19 protein-coding genes are annotated in these 18,864 nt (G+C 62.4%); 10 read left to right on the forward strand and 9 right to left on the reverse strand.

Annotated elements, in window-relative coordinates; translation table 11 throughout:
* The first annotated feature begins 59 nt into the window (after nucleotides 1-59).
* The gene (locus tag HCN58_RS11190; protein WP_028348084.1) at nucleotides 60-350 is read left to right on the forward strand and encodes a hypothetical protein; all 291 of its coding nucleotides are present in this window, start codon (nucleotides 60-62) and stop codon (nucleotides 348-350) included.
* Nucleotides 351-379: 29 nt separating this feature from the next.
* On the opposite strand, the gene HCN58_RS11195 is transcribed toward HCN58_RS11190, so the two are convergent.
* From HCN58_RS11195 to HCN58_RS11205, 3 genes are all read right to left on the reverse strand, one after another.
* On the reverse strand, nucleotides 380-664 hold the full coding sequence (locus HCN58_RS11195) for a PilZ domain-containing protein (RefSeq protein ID WP_171579373.1): 285 nt from the start codon (nucleotides 662-664) through the stop codon (nucleotides 380-382).
* 113 nt (nucleotides 665-777) lie between these two features.
* Nucleotides 778-1,806 carry an aldo/keto reductase gene (locus tag HCN58_RS11200; protein WP_171579374.1) on the reverse strand — a complete coding sequence of 343 codons (1,029 nt, stop codon included), beginning with the start codon at nucleotides 1,804-1,806 and terminating at the stop codon, nucleotides 778-780.
* A gap of 173 nt (nucleotides 1,807-1,979) precedes the next feature.
* Complete coding sequence (locus tag HCN58_RS11205; protein WP_171579375.1) at nucleotides 1,980-2,405, reverse strand: PaaI family thioesterase; 426 nt, start codon at nucleotides 2,403-2,405, stop codon at nucleotides 1,980-1,982.
* 80 nt (nucleotides 2,406-2,485) lie between these two features.
* Here HCN58_RS11205 and HCN58_RS11210 point away from each other — a divergent pair, with 80 nt between their 5' ends.
* The 3 genes from HCN58_RS11210 (at nucleotide 2,486) to HCN58_RS11220 (ending at nucleotide 5,566) form a co-directional block, all read left to right on the forward strand.
* On the forward strand, nucleotides 2,486-3,115 hold the full coding sequence (locus HCN58_RS11210) for an NUDIX hydrolase (protein WP_171579376.1): 630 nt from the start codon (nucleotides 2,486-2,488) through the stop codon (nucleotides 3,113-3,115).
* Between the two features lie 179 nt (nucleotides 3,116-3,294).
* Nucleotides 3,295-4,272: a Bug family tripartite tricarboxylate transporter substrate binding protein gene (locus HCN58_RS11215; protein ID WP_171579377.1), complete on the forward strand. Its 978-nt coding sequence runs from the start codon at nucleotides 3,295-3,297 to the stop codon at nucleotides 4,270-4,272.
* Nucleotides 4,273-4,372: 100 nt separating this feature from the next.
* Nucleotides 4,373-5,566, forward strand: coding sequence for a hypothetical protein (locus HCN58_RS11220; RefSeq protein ID WP_171579378.1), 1,194 nt, complete (start codon nucleotides 4,373-4,375; stop codon nucleotides 5,564-5,566).
* 41 nt (nucleotides 5,567-5,607) lie between these two features.
* On the opposite strand, the gene HCN58_RS11225 is transcribed toward HCN58_RS11220, so the two are convergent.
* Nucleotides 5,608-5,913: a hypothetical protein gene (locus HCN58_RS11225; protein WP_171579379.1), complete on the reverse strand. Its 306-nt coding sequence runs from the start codon at nucleotides 5,911-5,913 to the stop codon at nucleotides 5,608-5,610.
* Nucleotides 5,914-6,112: 199 nt separating this feature from the next.
* Here HCN58_RS11225 and HCN58_RS11230 point away from each other — a divergent pair, with 199 nt between their 5' ends.
* The gene (locus HCN58_RS11230) at nucleotides 6,113-6,592 is read left to right on the forward strand and encodes a hypothetical protein (RefSeq protein WP_171579380.1); all 480 of its coding nucleotides are present in this window, start codon (nucleotides 6,113-6,115) and stop codon (nucleotides 6,590-6,592) included.
* Between the two features lie 7 nt (nucleotides 6,593-6,599).
* On the opposite strand, the gene HCN58_RS11235 is transcribed toward HCN58_RS11230, so the two are convergent.
* The 3 genes from HCN58_RS11235 to HCN58_RS11245 all read right to left on the reverse strand — a co-directional run bounded on the left by HCN58_RS11235 (nucleotide 6,600) and on the right by HCN58_RS11245 (nucleotide 11,251).
* Entirely contained in the window at nucleotides 6,600-7,817 is a 1,218-nt protein-coding gene (locus HCN58_RS11235; RefSeq protein ID WP_171579381.1) for an EAL domain-containing response regulator, read from the reverse strand.
* Nucleotides 7,818-8,238: 421 nt separating this feature from the next.
* Nucleotides 8,239-9,198 carry a TAXI family TRAP transporter solute-binding subunit gene (locus tag HCN58_RS11240; RefSeq protein ID WP_171579382.1) on the reverse strand — a complete coding sequence of 320 codons (960 nt, stop codon included), beginning with the start codon at nucleotides 9,196-9,198 and terminating at the stop codon, nucleotides 8,239-8,241.
* Nucleotides 9,199-9,223: 25 nt separating this feature from the next.
* Entirely contained in the window at nucleotides 9,224-11,251 is a 2,028-nt protein-coding gene (locus tag HCN58_RS11245) for a TRAP transporter permease (protein WP_171579383.1), read from the reverse strand.
* 246 nt (nucleotides 11,252-11,497) lie between these two features.
* On the opposite strand from HCN58_RS11245, the gene HCN58_RS11250 reads away from it, so the two are divergent.
* On the forward strand, nucleotides 11,498-12,301 hold the full coding sequence (locus tag HCN58_RS11250) for an SDR family NAD(P)-dependent oxidoreductase (RefSeq protein WP_171579384.1): 804 nt from the start codon (nucleotides 11,498-11,500) through the stop codon (nucleotides 12,299-12,301).
* Between the two features lie 39 nt (nucleotides 12,302-12,340).
* Here the strand turns inward: HCN58_RS11250 and HCN58_RS11255 are convergent, their stop codons facing one another.
* Together HCN58_RS11255 and HCN58_RS11260 are read right to left on the reverse strand one after the other, a co-directional pair.
* Complete coding sequence (locus HCN58_RS11255; RefSeq protein WP_171579385.1) at nucleotides 12,341-13,879, reverse strand: cation:proton antiporter; 1,539 nt, start codon at nucleotides 13,877-13,879, stop codon at nucleotides 12,341-12,343.
* A 147-nt stretch (nucleotides 13,880-14,026) separates the two neighbouring features.
* Nucleotides 14,027-14,797 carry a hypothetical protein gene (locus tag HCN58_RS11260; RefSeq protein WP_171579386.1) on the reverse strand — a complete coding sequence of 257 codons (771 nt, stop codon included), beginning with the start codon at nucleotides 14,795-14,797 and terminating at the stop codon, nucleotides 14,027-14,029.
* 214 nt (nucleotides 14,798-15,011) lie between these two features.
* Between HCN58_RS11260 and HCN58_RS11265 the strand changes: the two genes are divergently transcribed.
* The 4 genes from HCN58_RS11265 (at nucleotide 15,012) to HCN58_RS11280 (ending at nucleotide 18,854) form a co-directional block, all read left to right on the forward strand.
* Nucleotides 15,012-15,776 carry a tetratricopeptide repeat protein gene (locus HCN58_RS11265; RefSeq protein WP_171579387.1) on the forward strand — a complete coding sequence of 255 codons (765 nt, stop codon included), beginning with the start codon at nucleotides 15,012-15,014 and terminating at the stop codon, nucleotides 15,774-15,776.
* Entirely contained in the window at nucleotides 15,766-16,212 is a 447-nt protein-coding gene (locus HCN58_RS11270; protein WP_171579388.1) for a hypothetical protein, read from the forward strand. Before HCN58_RS11265 ends, HCN58_RS11270 begins: the two co-directional genes overlap by 11 nt.
* A gap of 201 nt (nucleotides 16,213-16,413) precedes the next feature.
* Nucleotides 16,414-18,324 (forward strand): propionyl-CoA synthetase, encoded by a 1,911-nt coding sequence (locus HCN58_RS11275; protein WP_171579565.1) that lies wholly within the window; start codon nucleotides 16,414-16,416, stop codon nucleotides 18,322-18,324.
* A gap of 260 nt (nucleotides 18,325-18,584) precedes the next feature.
* Complete coding sequence (locus HCN58_RS11280; RefSeq protein ID WP_171579389.1) at nucleotides 18,585-18,854, forward strand: hypothetical protein; 270 nt, start codon at nucleotides 18,585-18,587, stop codon at nucleotides 18,852-18,854.
* The last annotated feature ends 10 nt before the right edge of the window (nucleotides 18,855-18,864 follow it).

Consider the following 18,864-nt stretch of genomic DNA (forward strand, 5'->3'; position numbering starts at 1 on the left):
CGTGCGGTCAAGGCCGCCACGCGGTGCTCACCAACCAGAAGCCAAGTAAGGAGTCCTGCATGAAATTGAACTCGGCACAGGTGGAACGCGCTCTGACGCAATTCGAAGCCCAGGCGCTTCCCGACGATCATCCGGTGGTCCCGCAACTGGCCAGCATGTTTGGCGATCATACATTCTTCCTCGACAGCGGCGGCCTCAACGTGCTTGAGCCGACCGAGGCTTCCGAGCGGGAAACCACAATCGGCATGATTGTAAACCTTGCTTATTGGAGCGATGAGACGCTCACGAAACTGTCGCCGCACGAGCCCGAGCCGACAGGAGTCATCGTTAGTCTCGAATCCAGACACTGACTCTTCGAATCCGGAAACTCGGCGTGTGTTCAGTCGTGCGCGGTCGCGTGCCGCGCGCGACGACGCGTTGACGTTTCGAAATGAACCCCGATCCGCGTCTCTTTTCGCCACACGACGTGGCACGGCACATGGATGTCGTCGGCTTCGATCACCAGCGTGAAACGTTCGGGAATGCCGACGGGGGAGATCACCTCGAGCGCCGCGCCGGTTTCGGAAAGATTGCGCACTGTGCAATCGATGGCGGCGCCGCCGCCAAACGAAATCTTGCCCGACTTCAAGAGCCGACGCCGTGGTGCTATTCTGTGCTCGTCCACCACATGGACCTCCCACCTGAACCAGGAAGTTTCCACGGCCGAGGTTACTATCCCGTTACCGAGCGTTCTAGTATTGGTACAACGCAAGGTGGTGGGGCTTGCGGATCCGCCTTTCAGCTCATCGACCGCCGGTCGTCCGTTCGCGCCCGCCGCCCTTCGATCGGGTAGGCCGGGTCATTGAACCCTGGCGTCGAGGGATGGCCGCTCACCACCAGCCGGTCGATCAGCGCCTCGTCCTCCGCCGTGAAGCGATAGTCGAGCGCCTCGATGTAGTCATCCCATTGCTCTTCGGTCCGGGGGCCCGCGATCACCCCGCTCACGCATGATGAATTCAGCACCCAGGAAACCGCGAACTGCCCGGCGGTGATGCCGCGGGCCTCGGCGTGCCGCTTGATCTCCTGCGCGAGCTTGAGCGATTCCGGCCGCCATTCCGTCTGCATCATGCGCTTGTCGGCGCGGCCGGCGCGGGTGTCCTGGTCGGGCGCAGTGTCCGGCCGGTACTTGCCGGTCAGCACGCCGCGCGCCAAGGGGCTATAGGGCACGATGCCAAGACCGTAATACCCGCAGGCCGGGAAGTGTTCGACTTCCGGCATCCGGTTCATGGCGTTGTAGTAGGGCTGGCTGACGATCGGGCGGCCGATGCCGTTGTTGTCGCAGATGTTGCAGATCTCGGCGACGCGCCAGGCGCGGTAGTTCGACACACCGAAATAGCGGATCTTGCCCTGGCGCATCAGGTCGCCCATCGCGCGCACCGTCTCCTGCAGCGGCGTCGCATGGTCCTCCTTGTGCAGATAGTAGATGTCGATGAAATCGGTGCCGAGCCGCTCCAGGCTTTCGTCCGCGGCCTGTATCACCCAGCGCCGCGACAGCCCGCCGCGATTGGGGTCGTCGCCGATCTGGTTGGCGAGCTTCGTCGCCAGAATCCAGTTCGTGCGATTGCTTGAAATCGCACGGCCGACCACCTGCTCGGACTGGCCTCCATTATAGGCATCCGCGGTATCGATGAAGTTGATGCCCGCTTCGCGCGCTTTCGCAATGATGCGCGACGACGTCGCCTCGTCGGTCGGACCGCCGAACATCATGGTGCCGAGACAAATCGGCGAAATCTTCAGGCCGCTGCGGCCGAGTTGGCGGTATTGCATGGCTGTATCCTCACAATCGCTGCATCTGCTCCCCTCGCTCCGCTCTTGCGGGGAAAGGGTCGGGGTGAGAGGCTGTCTCCGCAGAGGGATTCGCGGAGAGAGCCCCTCACCCGGATTTCCGCTTCGCGCAATCCGACCTCTCCCCGCAAGCGCGGAGCGAGGTAAGACCGCGCCTAACCCTCGCTCTTCAATATCTTGAACACACCGCTCGCCATCGCGATACAGCGTTTGTCGACGGTCACTTCCGTTGTTATGAAAATGAGGCTGCGGGTCGAGCGCACGACGTGCGGCTTCGACACCAAAACCTCTCCGATCTTGCCGGCTTCGACAAAGTGCGTATCGAGTTGCACGGTCGCCAGCGTCGGCTTGCCGGAGACGAAGCGGGCGGTCATGCCGCAGGTGCGGTCGGCGAAGGTCATGATGACGCCGCCCTGCACCAAGCCGCGGCGGTTGTGGTGCTTGTCCTCGGTCAGAAGCGCATATTCGTGCGCGCCGTCGACGACGCGCTGCCACAAGGGGCCGATCAGGTGCAGGAAGCCGGTGGTTTCGACGATCTTCCAGCCGTCGGATTTGAGCTTGTCCGCGGCCTTGGCTGTCATGTCGCGCTTTCCGTTTCCTGCGGGCTGTCTTGCTGTCCGGGGTCATTTCATCTGATGCGCTGGTGTTGTAGTCAAGCGGGATGGTCAGGCCATTTGACGATACCACACGGCGGAATATTGCAGAGCTTTGCGCGGCATTTTCGCGGACGCCCTCCGACGGCGCCGTGCCTGAGCTGAAGCGCGCAGCGGTCGCTATCGCCTTGACGGAAGCCCGAAGCGATGATGGCACGGCGTTTCTGTTGACCCGCCGCGCCGCAAGCCTGCGCGCCCACGCCGCCCAATGGGCGCTGCCGGGCGGACGCTGCGACCATGGCGAGACGCCGGCGCAGGCCGCGCTGCGGGAACTTCACGAAGAACTCGGCGTTGGCCTCGGCGAGGGCGATGTGCTGGGCCTGCTCGACGATTACCCGACGCGCTCAGGCTATCTGATTACGCCAGTGGTGGTCTGGGTCAGTACCAGCGCTGATATCATCGCCAATCCGGCGGAGGTTGCCTCGGTGCATCGCGTCGCGCTCGGCGATATCGAGCGCGAAGACGTCTTCAGCTTCACCACCATTCCCGAAAGCACGCGGCGCGTGATCCGCTTCCGCCATGCCGGCCAGCACATCCACGCGCCGACGGCGGCGCTGATCTATCAATTTGCCGAAGTGCTGGCGGGCCGGGAGACCCGTGTAGCCGAGCTGGAACAGCCGGTGTTCGCCTGGAGGTAGTCCGTCATTGGAGCGGAGCGAAGTAATCCATTTCGTCACTTGCTTAGAAATGGATTGCTTGTCGCTTGCGCTCCTCGCAATGGCGGAACCGTGGCGCGCCGCGAGCCGGATTGCGCAGTCGGGTCATTTGGGCGACGATACGGGACCAACAAGAAAAATAGTCCCGGGAGTCCGCCCTTATGCTCATCTGCAAAAAATGGTTTGGCCTAGCAGCCGCTATTCTCGTCCTGGTCGCCGCCAATTCAGCGCGAGCGCAGACCTATCCGGCTCGCGCCATCACGCTGGTCATTCCGTTTGCGCCCGGCGGCAGCACCTCGATCGTCGGCCGCGCCATTGCCGACAAGATGAGCGAACTGCTCGGCGAGAAGGTGGTGGTCGACAATCGCCCCGGCGCCGGCGGCACGGTCGGCACCAAGGCGGTCGCCAAGAGCGATCCCGATGGCTACACGCTGCTCTTGGGCTACACCGGCACGCTGGCGATCGGTCCCTCGCTCTACAAGAACCCCGGCTACGATCCGCGCAAGGATTTTGCGCCGATCGGCATGATTGGCAACGCGCCGAATTCGCTCGTGGTTCATCCATCGTTCCCGCCCAAGAGCGTCGCCGAATTGATTGCCTATGCCAAAGCCAATCCGGACAAGGTCAATTTCGGCTCCGCCGGCGCCGGCACCGCCAGCCACATCACCGGCGAATATTTCGCCCGGGCCGCCGGCATCAAGCTCGTGCACATTCCATACAAAGGCACCGGTCCGGCGCTGACGGATCTGTTGGGCGGCCACATCCCGATGGCGTTCGCGCCGATCCCGGCCTCGCACGCCAATGTCTCTGCCGGCAAGCTGCGCGCGCTTGCCGTCACCAGCACCGTGCGATCGAGCCTGTTGCCAGATGTGCCGACGCTGATTGAGGCGGGGCTAGCCGGCTTCGACGCCTCACTCTACTACGGCCTTGCCGCGCCGGCCGGCACGCCGCGACCGATCGTCGACAAACTCAACAAGGCGCTGCGCGACGCGCTCGCTTCCGACGAGGTGAAGAAGCAGTTGGGCAATGACGGCACCGAAATCACCCCGGGAACGCCGGAAGACTATGCCGATTTCATCGACAAGGACGAGAAGAAGTGGTCGCAGCTCGTCAAGGCCAGCGGCGTCGAACAGGAGTAAGCGGCCACTCTTCCCACAAGGGGAGAAGGAAGAAAGAGCGCCACTTAATGTCGCTCCCTTTCGGGGCTGACATCGCGGCGCCGCTTGCTACAACGGTGCCATGCGCCTGCCATTGATTCGCATCGGTTCCGGATTAGCTGCGCTCGCGCTGCTCGCGAGTGCGCCGCCCGCCGTGGCGACGGAACTGCTCCCGCTCTCGACCGACGATGCGATGGCACAAGCCGCCTCGCCGCAGGCGATCGCCGAATACCGCCGCAAGCTGAAGGAGTATCAGGAAGCACGCGCCGCATTCGAAGAGGAGGCGGGCGCCTATTGGGCCTCAATTTCCGAGAAGCGAAAGGGCCGCAACGCCAAGCGCCGGGAGCGCCAGACCATCACGCTTGACGATTACGTGCTGACGCAGCCGCCGGTCTACACCGGTCCGAAGCGCCCCGTCAGCCCGGAGCCGGAAGAAGAGAAGCCGCCGCGCGAGCGCAAGCCGCTGCCGGTGGTTGCCGATTTTCTTAAAGCCGCCGCCGAGCATTTCCAGTTCACGCCGCAACGGCCGACAACCGAGGTCGAATTCAAGCGCGCCTATGTCCGCTACGCGTTGGCCGCGGGCCTGACGCGCGAGCAGGCAGTGCGGGTCTATTCGTTCGAGACCGGCGGCAACGGCAATTACGACATGCAGTCGGGGCTGAACCCCTCGAAGCCAGGCTCGCGCGCGATCTCGACCGCGATCGGCTACAATCAGCTGCTCACCACCAATAGCGTCGAGCTGCTCTCCGAACAGGGCCATGAATTCATCAAGGAACTGACGGCAAGGGCCGCGACGCTGTCGGGCGCGCCGCGCAAGGCGATGGACCACAAGCTGGCCGTCTTGAAAAGAATGGTGGCGTTTACGCGCACGGTGCCGGACACCTGGTCCGAGCATGAGAAGCTCGCCAATACCCCGCAGGGCTGGGCGGTGCACGCCATGGTGCTCGATGTCGACGTCGGACCGATGCTGCAGACCCACAAGCTCTTGACCTCGGTGATCTTCGCGCGCGCCAAGGGCTATGGCCGCCCGCTGACGGCAGCCGAACTCGAAATGATGAACCTGACCGGCGACGGCACCGGGCTCGACATGGTCACGATGCCGCAGGCGATGCGCGAGCAGGTGCCGACCTCGAATTTCTTCCAGCGCGGTGGCTATGAGCGCAACCCCGTCGCGACTCGCCATAGCACGGTGGCGAAACTATTGGCGGTCACCGACGAGCGGATGGATTTCAACTCCAGCAAGCCCGGCGCGAAGGAACTGGCGGCGGCGTTTTAGTTGCCTCTTCCTTCTCCCCCTTGGGGGAGAAGGAAGAAAGCTCACTCCGACCCGAACATGAACTTGCCGTCGCCCTCGAGATACGGGCCTGAGCGCATATAGAGCTGCCCGTTCTGCCCGATGAAGAACAAGGTGCCCTTCGGCACCTTCTTCGCGCCCTTGAGCAGCAGGCCCGCATTGTTGGTGCCCATCTTGTAGGCGAGTGTCTTGCCGTCCCTGCCGTAGGCATAGCCCATGTCGGGCTTCAGCTCCCACGCTGTCGGCGCGGCGCCTTGCGCAAATGCGGCGGACGAAAACCCGGCCAGGACGACCACCGTCAAAACCTTCGTCGTTGATATGCTCGTCATCATCCATCCTCCCGACCGCAATTCGGCTTCTTGCCTCGCGCTTTGAACAAATCACGAACGGCTTTGCGCCGTCAATTGCCACCTTTGACGCATCACAGCGCTCTTGAGACTTTGTGATTTCCCGCTTTCGCCTTCGCGACTATGTTCGCGTTTCCGGCTACAAGCATGCATTGCGAAAAACGTCATAGGGATGGTCAGGATGAATCACGTCATGAAGATCGGTATTGGTGTTGCGCTGTCGTTCATGACGCTGGCTCAAGCGGCAGTGGCCGACGATTTCAAGCTCTCCAACAACCAGCGGATTGCCTGCAGCCGCGGCCTGGCTCCGGGCAAGCTCAACACGGCGACCTGCAAATCCTATGCGTATGTGTTCAACACCAAGACGTCAGAGTATTTCCGCTGCCAGGTCTCGCTTGCGCTGACGCGGGACAACAAAGAAGTCATCAATGTGCAGGCCGACGGCGGCTGCGCCAAGAAGCCGCGTATCTTCGATACCGACGCGAACTATTCGTTCGATGCTACCGAAACCGAGCCGCCGAACACCAATTCGTTCTTCGGTCCCGGCGGCTATGCGGTGTGGGCCAGCGACAACAATAATCTGAAGGTGCGCGGCTGCATCATCATCTCGTCCGGTCTCGGCTCCGACATCTCCAAATGCATCGACATGAAGTTCGAGTGAGCCTCGCTCAGAGAGCCTTCTCGGAGCCGGCTGCAAGCTGAGGGCGTGACCGCGCGAATTTGCGCAACCCGACGGGCTTGCCGAACAGATGGCCCTGGACCAGGTCGAATCCCATCTCGTGAGCGGCAAGATAATCGGCGCGGGTCTCGATGCCCTGGGCAATGGCGCGAGCGCCGTTGTCCCGGGCCAATTCGACGATGCGTCGGCATACCGTCTGCTTCAGACGGTCGTCCGCGCAGCCCTTGACGTATTGCTGGTCGACCTTCAGCTCGACGAACGGGAAACTCCGAAGCTCCAGGAGGGACGGCCATTCCGCGCCGACATTGTCGATGGCGATCGCGATATTATGCAGGCGCAGCCGTCTTGCGACATCCACTGCGAGATCCGGATGGTCGACCACCTCGCTGCTGTTGATTTCGATCAAAAGTCCAGCGAATGCGGGGTGGGCAGGCATGGCGCGGCACAGATCGCGCACCGCCGCTGCGTTGCCGAAGAACGATATCGGCAGGTTGATCGAAAGGTCGACCGGACCCTGGCTCTCCAGCAGATAGCGCCAGTCCTCGATCGCGCGGCCGATCACGAATTCGGAGAGCTTGCGAAAATGCGGATCCCTATCGTCGGGAATGAAGTAGGCCGGCGGGACCACGCCCCAGGCTGGATGCCGCATCCGGACCAGCGCCTCCGCGCCGCTGGGGACCAGCGTACGGGTGTTGATCTTCTGCTGATACCATAATTCGAGCCAGCCGGCCTTCAACGCCTCGGCGACATCGACGGCAGGGCTTGGCGCCGGCTCGGCAGGCAGCAGCGTCGCGAGGCTGGCGCGCAGGCTCGCCGCGCCGAATGGCGTCGGCAACGAGGGCAGCATGGCAATGCCGTATTCTTCGCCAATTTGCCTGACGGCCTTAACCATGATCGCGTCGGGTTGGCCGATCACGAGAACCTTGCCGCCGAAGTTTTTCCGGACGATGGCCTCGAGAATTTCGCCGACATTGATCCCGTCGGCGCACACACTAAGCACGATCAGGTCGGGCTGCTCCGCGTGTAGTACGCCTGCCAAATCGCCGGCCTGGCCGCATTCGCAGGTCACGAAGCCGAGATCCTCGAGAGCGTCGGAAAGGAACGATCGGAGGTGCTTTTTGCTGTCCACGACGCAGGCTCTGGGCGTCAGTTTCCGATGCCCAAAGTGCGCCGCGCGTGAATACTCGTTGAAGTTGATGTGCTCCATGCCGCCCTCCCAACAGATACCCCACGCTAGTGGTACATCCGCGTTGCGGTCGCAATCATGGAATTTTGCGGGAGGTCACATGATTACTTCAGTAGGGTTAAAGCCGCCGACAAGAATAAAATTTTAGAGAAACTGCTGGTCGCGGAGCAGTAAGCCGGCGCCCGGGGCAAGTCCATCGGCTGATTTCATCGGCTTCAACGCGCTGATGCCCCGGTTGGGCAATATTTGATCAGTCTCGCATGTTAACGCCTGTGGTCGCTCGCCGGCGCCGCGATGTTCATAGCTTGCGAACATCGCCTGAACGCTCCTTCGCAGGAGCAGCAATGCCGCGACGCACCCCGCTTTCAGGTAAACAATGACCGCGGTCCTCGGCAGACCGCGGTCACTATGAAGCAAGCCGAATGAGCTAGAGCACGTTGCCTTAGCCGCCGATGCCCTTCTCCTTGAAGTACTTCAACGCGCCAGGATGAAACGGGATCGGCGAGCGCTCCTGCACCTGGTTGTCGAGCGAAAAACTCTCGGCTTCCTTGTGCACGGCGACGATGTCGGCCTTCTTCTCCACCAGCGTCTTGACGATGGTGTAGGCGTCTTCGTTGCTCATCTTGTCGCCGGTGACAATCAAATTCCAGACTTCGGTGATGGAGTTGTCCTTGTCGTAGCCGGGATAGGAGCCCGCCTTGATCTTGCTCGACGAATAGAGCTTGCCGTACTTGGCGTTCATCTTCTCGGCCAGATCGCCATGGTCGATCAGCTTCATCTTCAGGCCCGGCGTCGCCGCGAGATCGGTGATTGCGGCGGTCGGAATGCCGCCGACCCAGAAGAAGGCGTCGATCTTGCGGTCCTTGACCGCATTGACGGATTCGGCAACGCCGAGCCGCTCGCGCTTCATATCCTTATCCTTGTCGAGGCCGGCCGCCTCGATGACGCGGAATGCCATCACTTCAGTGGCGCTGCCGGGCGATCCGGTCGAGACGCGCTTGCCTTTCAGGTCCGCCATGGTCTGGATGCCGGTGCCTTCCACCGTCACCACATGCATGCGGTTCGGGTAGACCACGAGCAGCGCCTGCAGCGGCACCTTGCCGCTCTTGAACTTGTCCTGCCCTTGCAATGCATCGAGCGCGGCATCGGCCATGGTGAAGCCGAGTTCGCTTTTTCCTGCGCCGATCAGCTTCAGATTGTCGACCGAGCCCCCGGTGACCTCAGCGGTAGCCTGCACGTTGGGAAGATTCTTCGAGAGCACGTTGGCAACCGCACCGCCGAGCGGATAGTAGACGCCGCCGGTCCCGCCGGTGCCGATCGACATGGTTTTCTGCTGCGCATGGGCTGCGCCGGCAAAGGCAAGCCCCAAAGCCATCGCCAGTATTGCTGTGGTTTTTTTCATTTTTGTCTCCTCAATCGCTTCTTCTCTATGTTGTGAGCGCGGGTCGCTCTGGCGACCGCGTTCTGGCCTGCCACAGCAATACGCCGAAACCGATGATCAGGCCCGGCACGTAGGTGTAGCTGATATCGCGTCCGGTGATCCATTCGACGATTGCCTCAATCAGGCTTGGGAACACCAGCAGCAATCCCGATAGCAGAAGCAGGCCGCGCTCGACCGCTGTATTTTGTCGCAGCGCCCAGTTCTGAGCAAATGCAGCCAGCGCCAGCAGCCCCAGGCTTGTCTTGATCGTGATTTCCAGAATGTCGACCCACGATCCGCCCTTGGGGATCGTCATCAGCAGGCCGCCGCCTTGCGGGTCGAGCACGAACACGAAAGGCACCAGGAATGCCGGCAGCGTGTATTTCCAGGATTGCAGCGTGGTCTTGTAGGGATCTCCGCCGGTGATGGCCGCCGCTGCGAATGGCGACAGTGCTGTCGGCGGCGATACCTCCGACAGCACGGCATAATAGAAGATGAACATGTGCGCGGCGTAGTCGGGCACGCCGAGCTTGATCAGGGCAGGCGCCGCGATGACTGCACAGATGATGTAGGAGGCGGTCACGGGCACCGCGAGGCCGATGATCCAGACGATCAGCGAAGTATAGATCGCGGTCAACAATAGACTGCCGCCGGCATAGCTGATGACGATCGACGAGAATTTCAGGCCGAGGCCTGTCAGCGTCACGACGCCGACGACAATGCCGGCGCAGGCGCAGGTGGTCGCGGCATTGAGCGCGCCGATCGAGCCGTCGGCCAGTGCCTTCACTAACTTGCTCGGCATCAACGCAGTCTCCCGGCGCAGGAAGCTAAGCGCGAATGTAACGACGATGGCGTAAAACACCGACAGCGACGGCGAGTAGCCGATCACCATGAACACGACCACGGCAAGCAGCGAGACGAAGTGGAAGCCGTACCGCCTGGTCATCTGGCCAAGCGACATCTCGGGCGTGAAAGTCACGTTCTTGGCGTGGAATTTCTTGGCGTCCAGCTCGACCATGAACAAAAGCGACATGTAGTAGAGACAGGTCGGGATGGTCGCCATCCAGATCACGTCGAGATAGCTGATCTTGAGAAACTCGGCGATCAGGAACGCGGCGGCGCCGAGCACCGGCGGCGACAGGATCGCGCCCAACCCGCCGGCTGCGAGCAATCCACCCGCGGCGTTCCTCTCAAAGCCCGCCTTGGCCATCATCGGATAGGCCACGGTGCCGATCATCACGGTCGTGGCGACGCCCGATCCGGAGGGGCCGCCGAGCAGGAACGACGATAACACCACGGTGCGGCCGGCGCTGTTCGGCTTTCCGCCCATCAAGGCCAGCGAGAAATCGATGAAGAACTTGCCGGCGCCGGAATGCTGCAGGAATGCGCCATAGATCGTGAACAGAATGATCAGCGTCGCCGAGACATCGACTGCGACGCCAAAGATGCCTTCCAGCGTAATGAAGAGGTGGCCGACCAGGCGGGCCAGGTCGTAGCCGCGATGGGTCCAGGGCGCCGGCAAATACGGGCCGAGCATCGCATAGGCGATGAACAGGATCGACACCACCGGCATGATCGCACCCGTGGTCCGCCGCGTCGCCTCCAGCAGCAGCACGATGAAGACGATGCCGACGATCACGTCCCAGCGTTCGGGTACGGTGGCGCGATCGGTAAAATCCTCGCCGCCCCACAGCGCATAGATGATGGTCGCGACCGCGACGATCCCGGGAACGACGTCCCACCAGCGCACGCGGTTGCGGAAGCGCGCCGCCAGCGGAAACAGCAGAAAGCTCAGGACCAGCGTGAAGGCGACGTGGGTGTAGCGCAATTCCTGGGTTGGAACGATGGCGTAGGCGGCATAGAGATGAAACAGGCTCATGACCACGGCAATCGTGGTCGAGATTCTGCCTGGCCATCCCATCAGGCGGTTGGCCGCGCCTTCTTCCGCCTGGACGAAGGATTCTGCCTTCTGCAGCGCTTCGTCGGATACCGCAACGACCTCGTCATTGGCCGGCGTTGTCTTGTCTGCTGCCATGCTTTCCCCGGGGACCCCGTTAACTTCCAGACCCGGCTTCCGCGGGGCCTTTCGCGGGCGCATTCAGTCCAATTTGGGTAACCGTGGCAAGGGGCTTTTCGGTCTATGTCGAGGTCGCTGCTCTAGCTTTTCGGACAGGTTGACCGAGGGCCGCAGTCCGTCCTATTCCGGACCCTGAATATCTTCTGATGCGCGCATGCATGCGCGCCGCAATAAAACGAGAAACATCCCGGGAGAGAAAGTCGAATGGAACGGCTCAAGGACAAGGTGGCGATGGTGGTGGGCGCGGGATCGATCGGTCCCGGCTGGGGCAATGGCAAGGCGACCGCCGTCACCTTTGCGCGCGAGGGCGCGCATGTGTTCTGTGTCGATCGCAATGCGGCCGCTGCGCAGGAAACCGTCGATATCATCGCAAAGGAGGGTGGCAGGGCTGTCGCCTTCACCGCCGACGTCTCCCGCGAAGCCGAAGTCGAGGCGATGGTGGCGGCGTGCCTGAACGCCTATGGCCGCATCGACGTGCTCGACAATAATGTCGGCATCGCCGAAATGGGAAATGTCGTCGAGGTGAACGAGGCGAGCTGGGACCACGTCTTCGCCGTCAATCTCAAGAGCGCCTATTTTGCGATGAAGCACGTCATTCCCGTGATGCAGAAGCAGGGTGGCGGCTCGATCATCAACATCTCCTCGATCGCATCCATTCGCCATCTCGGCATCTCGTACGTCACCTATGGCGCCTCGAAGGCGGCGATGAACCAGATGACGCGCACGACTGCCGTGCAATTCGCGAAAGATCATGTCCGCGTGAATTGCATCCTGCCGGGCCTGATGAAGACACCGATGGTCGAGCACTCGGCCGGCCTTGCAGCAAGTTATTCGGCCGGCGACGTCGAAGCAATGTGGCGGGCGCGCGACGCGCAGGTGCCGATGGGGCACATGGGCGACGCGTGGGACGTCGCCAATGCCGCGCTGTTTCTCGCTTCCGACGAATCCCGTTACGTCACAGGTATCGAACTCGTGGTCGACGGCGGGATCACGGTGAAGTCGAGTTGATCTCTTCATCCCTGCGAACGCGGAATGGCGATGACGTATTCACCCTTGCGCGCTCAATTCCGCCCAGTCGAGTTCCTCCTCGAGTTGGTGAAATGCATCATCGCCGATTTCCTCGGATTGCCGCAGCTTGAGAATCGATTGCCGCGCGGCGCGAATGGCGCGGCGGCGCAACGGGTCGGCCGGTAGTTCGCCGCTGCGAACGCCGCCATCCTCCTCAGCGCGCAGCAATAGTGCGCGGTATTCCAGCCGGAGCATCTCGCCTGCTTCGGACGGGTCGCCGTCGATCTCATCCAGCGCCGCCCGATAGGCCACCGCGCGGGCGCGCGCCACTTCTGATGCCACCGGATTCTCGTCCTTCAACCGCAGCGCCGCGATCAATGGCCGCAGCGTCAAGCCCTGAAGCACAAGCGAGCCCAGCACGACCGCGAACGCCGTCAGCAGCATGAGATCGCGATAGGGAAAATTTTCGGGCAGCGCGAACGCCGCCGCCAGCGTGACGATCCCGCGCATCCCGCACCAGGAGACCACAATGCCGGCGCGGAGGGTGGGCGCGGCCATCGGTCGCCTCGGGTGAAAGACATGCTGCGGGGCCACGAACCGAAGCACCATGCCATACGACATGACCCAGGCGATGCGCGTTAAGATTACAATGCCGAGCACGGCGGCGGCGGCCAAACAATACTTCAATCGCACAGGGTCATCGAGCCGTTCCCAAATCGGCCGCAACTGCAGTCCGATCAGGACGAACGCCAGCACATTGAGAACAAAAACAACGGTTTCCCACACCGCATAGGTAGGCACACGCAGCCGCGCCGGCATTTGCGCCGGTGCGGTGCGCGCCAGCGTAATGGCGTAGGCGACGATTGTCAGGATGCCGGACAGGCCGACATGCTCGGCCACGATCCATACCGTGAACGTGCCGGCGAATTGCACGATGATCGCGCTCGGCGCTTCCTTGATCCGCTGCGTCAACGGCATCCAAAGCCGGGCGCACAGATAGCCGGCCAGCAGACTTCCGACCAACGCGAACGCGATCGAGGGTGCATACTCGCTCCATTTGAAATATTGGACTGCTGCGGCGCCGACCGCGACGCGATAGATCAACAGCGCGCTGGCGTCATTGAGCAGGCTTTCGCCTTCGAGGATTTTGAGGAGGCGGTAAGGCAGCTTGACCTGGCGCAGGATAGCGGTCGCTGCCGCTGCATCGGGCGGCGCGACGATGGCGCCGAGTGCAACCGCAGCGGCCCAGGGCATGTCCGGTAGAAGCCAGTGCACCAACACCGCGACCGACGCGGTCGTAAGGCCGACCGCGACAACGGCCAGCGTAGAGATAGGCAGCCAGTTTTCGCGGAGGTCACGCAGCGAGGTGTCGAAGGCGGCGTCCAGCAATACCGGCGCCACGAACAATGCCAGCGCCAGTTCCGGCTCCATCGTCCACGATGGGCCGGAAGGCAGGAATGCCAGCAACATGCCGCCGATGGCGAGAAATGTCGGATAGGGTACCTGGAGCCGCCGTGCCAGCGCGGAAAGCAGCACCGCGCCAAGCAGCAGCCCAATAATCCATTCGAACGTTAGCAAATCCGGGATTCCTGCCGGTCGAGATCGATGTCATCACCAATCTAGCACTAAACCCGGCAAGTCTTCCTGACAGGAAAGTCCTCCTGATTGGAAAAGCCTTCCTGACCGGAAAAAGCCAATCTTCGCCCGCAAAGCCGCGTTTGTCGGCTACTGCGCCATCGCCAAAATACCACCCGCGAAGGAGTGCCAGAGCGCCGTGACGCTGATCGGCCAGTTCAGGAGCTTTACCGCGATCAGCGCAATGCCGCCGTAGACGTAGACCGGATGCGGCCGGCCGCGCGTGCGCCAGTCGAAAACGATGGCGGCCACCAGCAGGAGATAGGCGACGAACGCGGGCGGAATGGTCACGGGGACCGGCGGCGGGCCGAGCGGGCCGGGAGGCGCGAGGAAGGTGAGAAACCAGCGCGCGACCGCGGCGTCCAGTATCGAAATGCCGGCCAGCAGCATCAGCCGCTTGTGAGTCTCCGGCCGCCGGATGGCGGCAATCGCGAGCGTGAACACCACGGCGAAGAACAGAATTCCGCTGAGCGGAACAATCGCGAACGCGATTCCTTCATCGGTCAATCCCGCCGCCGCGGAGCGCTTCATCGCGTTGACGGCGACCAGGAAGCCGAAAATCGTCATCGCAGTCGCCAGCGAGACGCCGATCAACCCGATCGTGCGATGCCGGGCGATTTTGCCGGACGCGGCGAGCCAGCTCTGGAATGCGAAATAGAGCGACCAGGCGAAAAACAGCAGCCCGTGAAAATGGACGACCGGCGAGGCCGAGAACGAGCGCTTGGCCAGCGGCAGCCAGTAGGTCGGTGCAAAGCCTAGAAAGGCGACGGCCGTGCAGGCCAGCGCCATGTAGAAATAGAAGTAACCGGTTTGGGATTGCGCCATGGCGCGCGGCGGACGCAAGTCGGTCAATGTGGTCATGGTTGTTGAGTCTGCGAGACCAGCGAAAGGTTCACGGCAAATTTCATCTCCGATTGCATTTTTTCTCGTGCAGGCTGTTGCGTCTTCCGGTAGGTCACGTTTCGGCCAAAATCCGCCCTCTGCCCAAAGAGGAAATTCGCCAGCGAGCGTTGTCGGAAAAGCGCAGCCCTTGCTAGGATCGGACGGCAATCGACAGCATATCCCAGGTCAATCGATGCGAGGCCATTTCGAAATCCGCAACATCGCAGCAGTGTCCCTGCTGTGGGTCGCGTTGACGCATGGTGCATCGGCGACAGTAGTCGAGCCGGCCAAGGATTTGCGGGTCGATCCTGCGCCCTGTCTTGCCGCTGGCCTTGCGCATGATAACGACAGGACGGTGCATCTCTGCAGTGTGCTGATCGACAACGCAAAGACCGAAAAGACCGATCGCATCAAGGCGCTCATCGCGCGCGCCACCGCCTATGAGCGCAAGGACATGATCGATCGCGCCATCGCCGACTATGACGGCGTGTTGCGGCTCGATCCGGCGCAGGCCGATGTTCACAACGCGCGCGGCGAACTCTGGCGCAAGAAAGGTGATCTGCCTAAGGCGGTGGCCGATTTTGCCGCGGCAATTAAGCTGAATCCGGACCACGTTGTCGCAAGAGCCAACCACCGGGCTCTGGCGCAGGAGGCGGAACGGCAGGGGGCGCTGAAGGCAGTCGCCGGCAAGCCGAGCTTCAACTGCGCCACTGCTCGCCGCAAGGTCGAAAAGGCGATCTGCGCCAATCCCGAACTTGCCGATCTCGATCGCGAGGTCCAGGGCTCGTATGTCAGGGCGGCCGCTGAGAAGATGACCCCACAGCAGGCGCGCAAGCTGCGGCGGGAGCAGGAGGAATACATCGCCCGCCGCAATGCCTCCTTCGGCCAGCCCGGCTACGATCTGAAAAAGGCCATGCGCGACCGCCTGCAGCAGATCAACGGAGTCGATGGATACTGACGAAAACGGGGTGTTTCATCCCGAAACAGCGTCTTTTGGCGGCAGATCGCACCGCCTTTCGAACCTTGGAAGGCGCTGTTGCGACAGACTGGCGGCAGCGGCGTTAGCCGCAAAACACGCCAACGTTTCAAGAGCCGATCATGAGATCATTCATTTCGCCATTTGCCGCGAGCGCGGCGTCGACCCTTGCCATGCCGACTTCCACCGGCGCCAGCGCCCAAACGACCGCCGAGCGGCCGGTTATCTGCGCGGCTCTGTATTCCTGTGGGTGATCGCTAACGCGGAAACCGCCAGCCATCGCGCCGCGCTGGCGCTGACCCGGCAACAGCGCGATTTCGTCGAGAAGCGCAACGCCTCATTCGGCCGCCGCGGCTATGATCTCCGCCAAGCCATGGAGGACCGGCTGGAGAAGCTCAATACCATCGCCCGGCAGTAGGGTTTTAGCCGAACGGACGAGCCATTCTTGGCTTGATCTGGCGCAACTTCCCGCGACAATGCCCTTGAATAATATCGCTCAGCCGTCATGGCCGGGCTCGTCCCGGCCATCCACGTCTTGCTTTCCTCTACTTGAAGCAAAGACGTGGATGCCCGGCACAAGGCCGGGCATGACGACATGGGCGAAGACCGGGAGTGCGCCATGAACATCCAGGACAACAGCCGCTACCACGAGGTCCACGCCCGCTCGCTGGTTGACCCGGAAGGGTTCTGGGCCGAGGCGGCGCGCGAGATCGACTGGATCGAGCCGGCCAAAAAGATATTCGATCCCTCGATGGGCGCCTATGGCCGCTGGTTCGCCGGAGGGGTGGTCAACACCTGCTACAACGCGCTTGACCGCCATGTCGCGGGCGGACGCGCCGATCAGGTGGCCCTGATCCACGATTCGCCGCTCACCAATTCCATCTCGAAATTCACCTATGCCGAGATGCTCAAGGAGGTGCAGGCGCTTGCCGCCGTGATGGCCGATTTCGGCGTCGCCAAGGGCGACCGCGTCATCCTCTATATGCCACTGGTGCCGGAAGCGGTGTTTGCGATGCTGGCCTGTGCTCGCATCGGCGCGGTGCACAGTGTGGTGTTCGGCGGCTTTGCGGCGAAGGAGCTTGCAACGCGGATCGAGGACGCCAAGCCGAAATTGATTTTTTCGGCGAGCTGCGGGATCGAGCCCGGCCGAATCGTGCAATACAAGCCGCTGCTCGACGAGGCAATCAAACTCTCCAGTGTCAAGCCCGAGAGCTGTGTCATCCTGCAACGGCCGCAGCAGACTTGCGAACTCACGGCCGGCCGCGATCACGATTGGGCGACGCTGCGCCGCGCGGCACTCGACGCCGGCAAGACCGCGCCGTGCACGCCGGTGCTGGCGACCGATCCGCTCTATATTCTCTACACGTCGGGCACCACGGGAATCCCGAAGGGCGTCGTGCGCGACAATGGCGGGCATCTGGTCGCGCTGAAATGGTCGATGTTCAATCTCTATGGCGTCAAGCCCGGGGAAGTCTGGTGGTGCGGTTCCGACATCGGCTGGGTGGTCGGCCACAGCTACATTGTCTATGGACCGCTGATTCACGGCGCGACCTCAATCATGTATGAGGGCAAGCCGATCGGCACGCCCGACGCCGGCGCGTTCTGGCGCGTCATTTCGGAACACAAGGCCGTCGCCTTGTTTACCGCGCCGACCGCCTTCCGCGCCATTCGCAAGGAAGATCCTGACGGCGCGTTCATCCGCAAACACGATCTGTCGAAATTCCGCACGCTGTTTTTGGCCGGCGAGCGCGCCGATCCGCCGACGGTGGAATGGGCGGAAGCGCAGTTGAAGGTGCCGGTGATCGATCACTGGTGGCAGACCGAAACCGGCTGGTGCATCGCCGGCGATCCGGTGGGCTTGGGAATGCTGCCGGTCAAGCACGGCTCGCCCACGGTGCCGATGCCGGGCTATCAGGTCGACGTGGTCGACGAGGCGTCCAAGCCGGTGCCTGCGGGCACCATGGGCTCGATCGTGATCAAGCTGCCGATGCCGCCCGGCTGCCTGCCGACGCTGTGGCGGCAGGATGAGCGGTTCAGGGAAGCCTACCTCACCGAATTCCCCGGCTACTACAAGACCTCGGACGCCGGCTACAAGGACGAGGATGGCTATATCTGGGTGATGGGCCGTACCGACGACATCATCAACGTCGCCGGCCACAGGCTCTCCACCGGCGGCATGGAAGAAATTCTGGCCTCCCACCCCGATGTCGCCGAATGCGCCGTGCTCGGCATCAAGGACGCGATCAAGGGCGAGGTGCCTTGCGGATTCCTGGTGCTGAAGGCCGGAGTGACGCGCAAGCCGGCCGAAATCGAACAGGAGATCGTGGCGCTGGTGCGCGACAAGCTCGGCCCGGTCGCGGCGTTCAAGCTCGCCATCACCGTCGGGCGATTGCCGAAAACGCGGTCGGGAAAAATCCTGCGCGGTACCATCAAGAAGATCGCCGACGGCGAAAGCTGGACCATGCCGGCCACCATCGAGGACCCCAAGGTGCTGGATGAAATCGGCGATGCACTGAAGGGCAGGGTATGATTGCTGTGACCGTCATTCCGGGATGGTGCGCAAGCACCAGACCTCAGGTGTGCAATTGCACACCGGGGAATCTCGAGATTCTCAGGCGCGCAAGTGCGCACCATAGTTCGATGCTTCGCATCGCCCCGGAATGACGGCAGTTCCTCGTCATGCCCGGGCTTGACCTGGGCATCCATCATCTTCAAAGCAGGCTGCCATCTTTTCGATGGATTGCCGGATCAAGCCCGGCAATGACGAGATCGAAAAACGGGAGCCTGCGCATGCAGTCTGGACTCGCAAGGCAATTCGCCGCCCTCATCATTGCTGCCCCGCTGCTCGCCGGCTGCCTCGAGCGCGGCCAGCCGACCATGGTCGACACCAGCGCCGACGACGACGCGTTCTGCCGCGCCAACAATGTCGCGGTGGGCTCGAATGACTACGTCAACTGCCGGAAGAACCGCGACGTGCAGCGCGGCAACGCCAACGCCCGCGCCGATCGCGCCCAGCGCAATCTCGCCGAGCAGATGCTGAACAATCCGACGAGGCCATAACGGGAGGCCA

The organism is Bradyrhizobium australiense (assembly GCF_013114825.1).
Classification (GTDB): Bacteria; Pseudomonadota; Alphaproteobacteria; order Rhizobiales; family Xanthobacteraceae; genus Bradyrhizobium; species Bradyrhizobium australiense.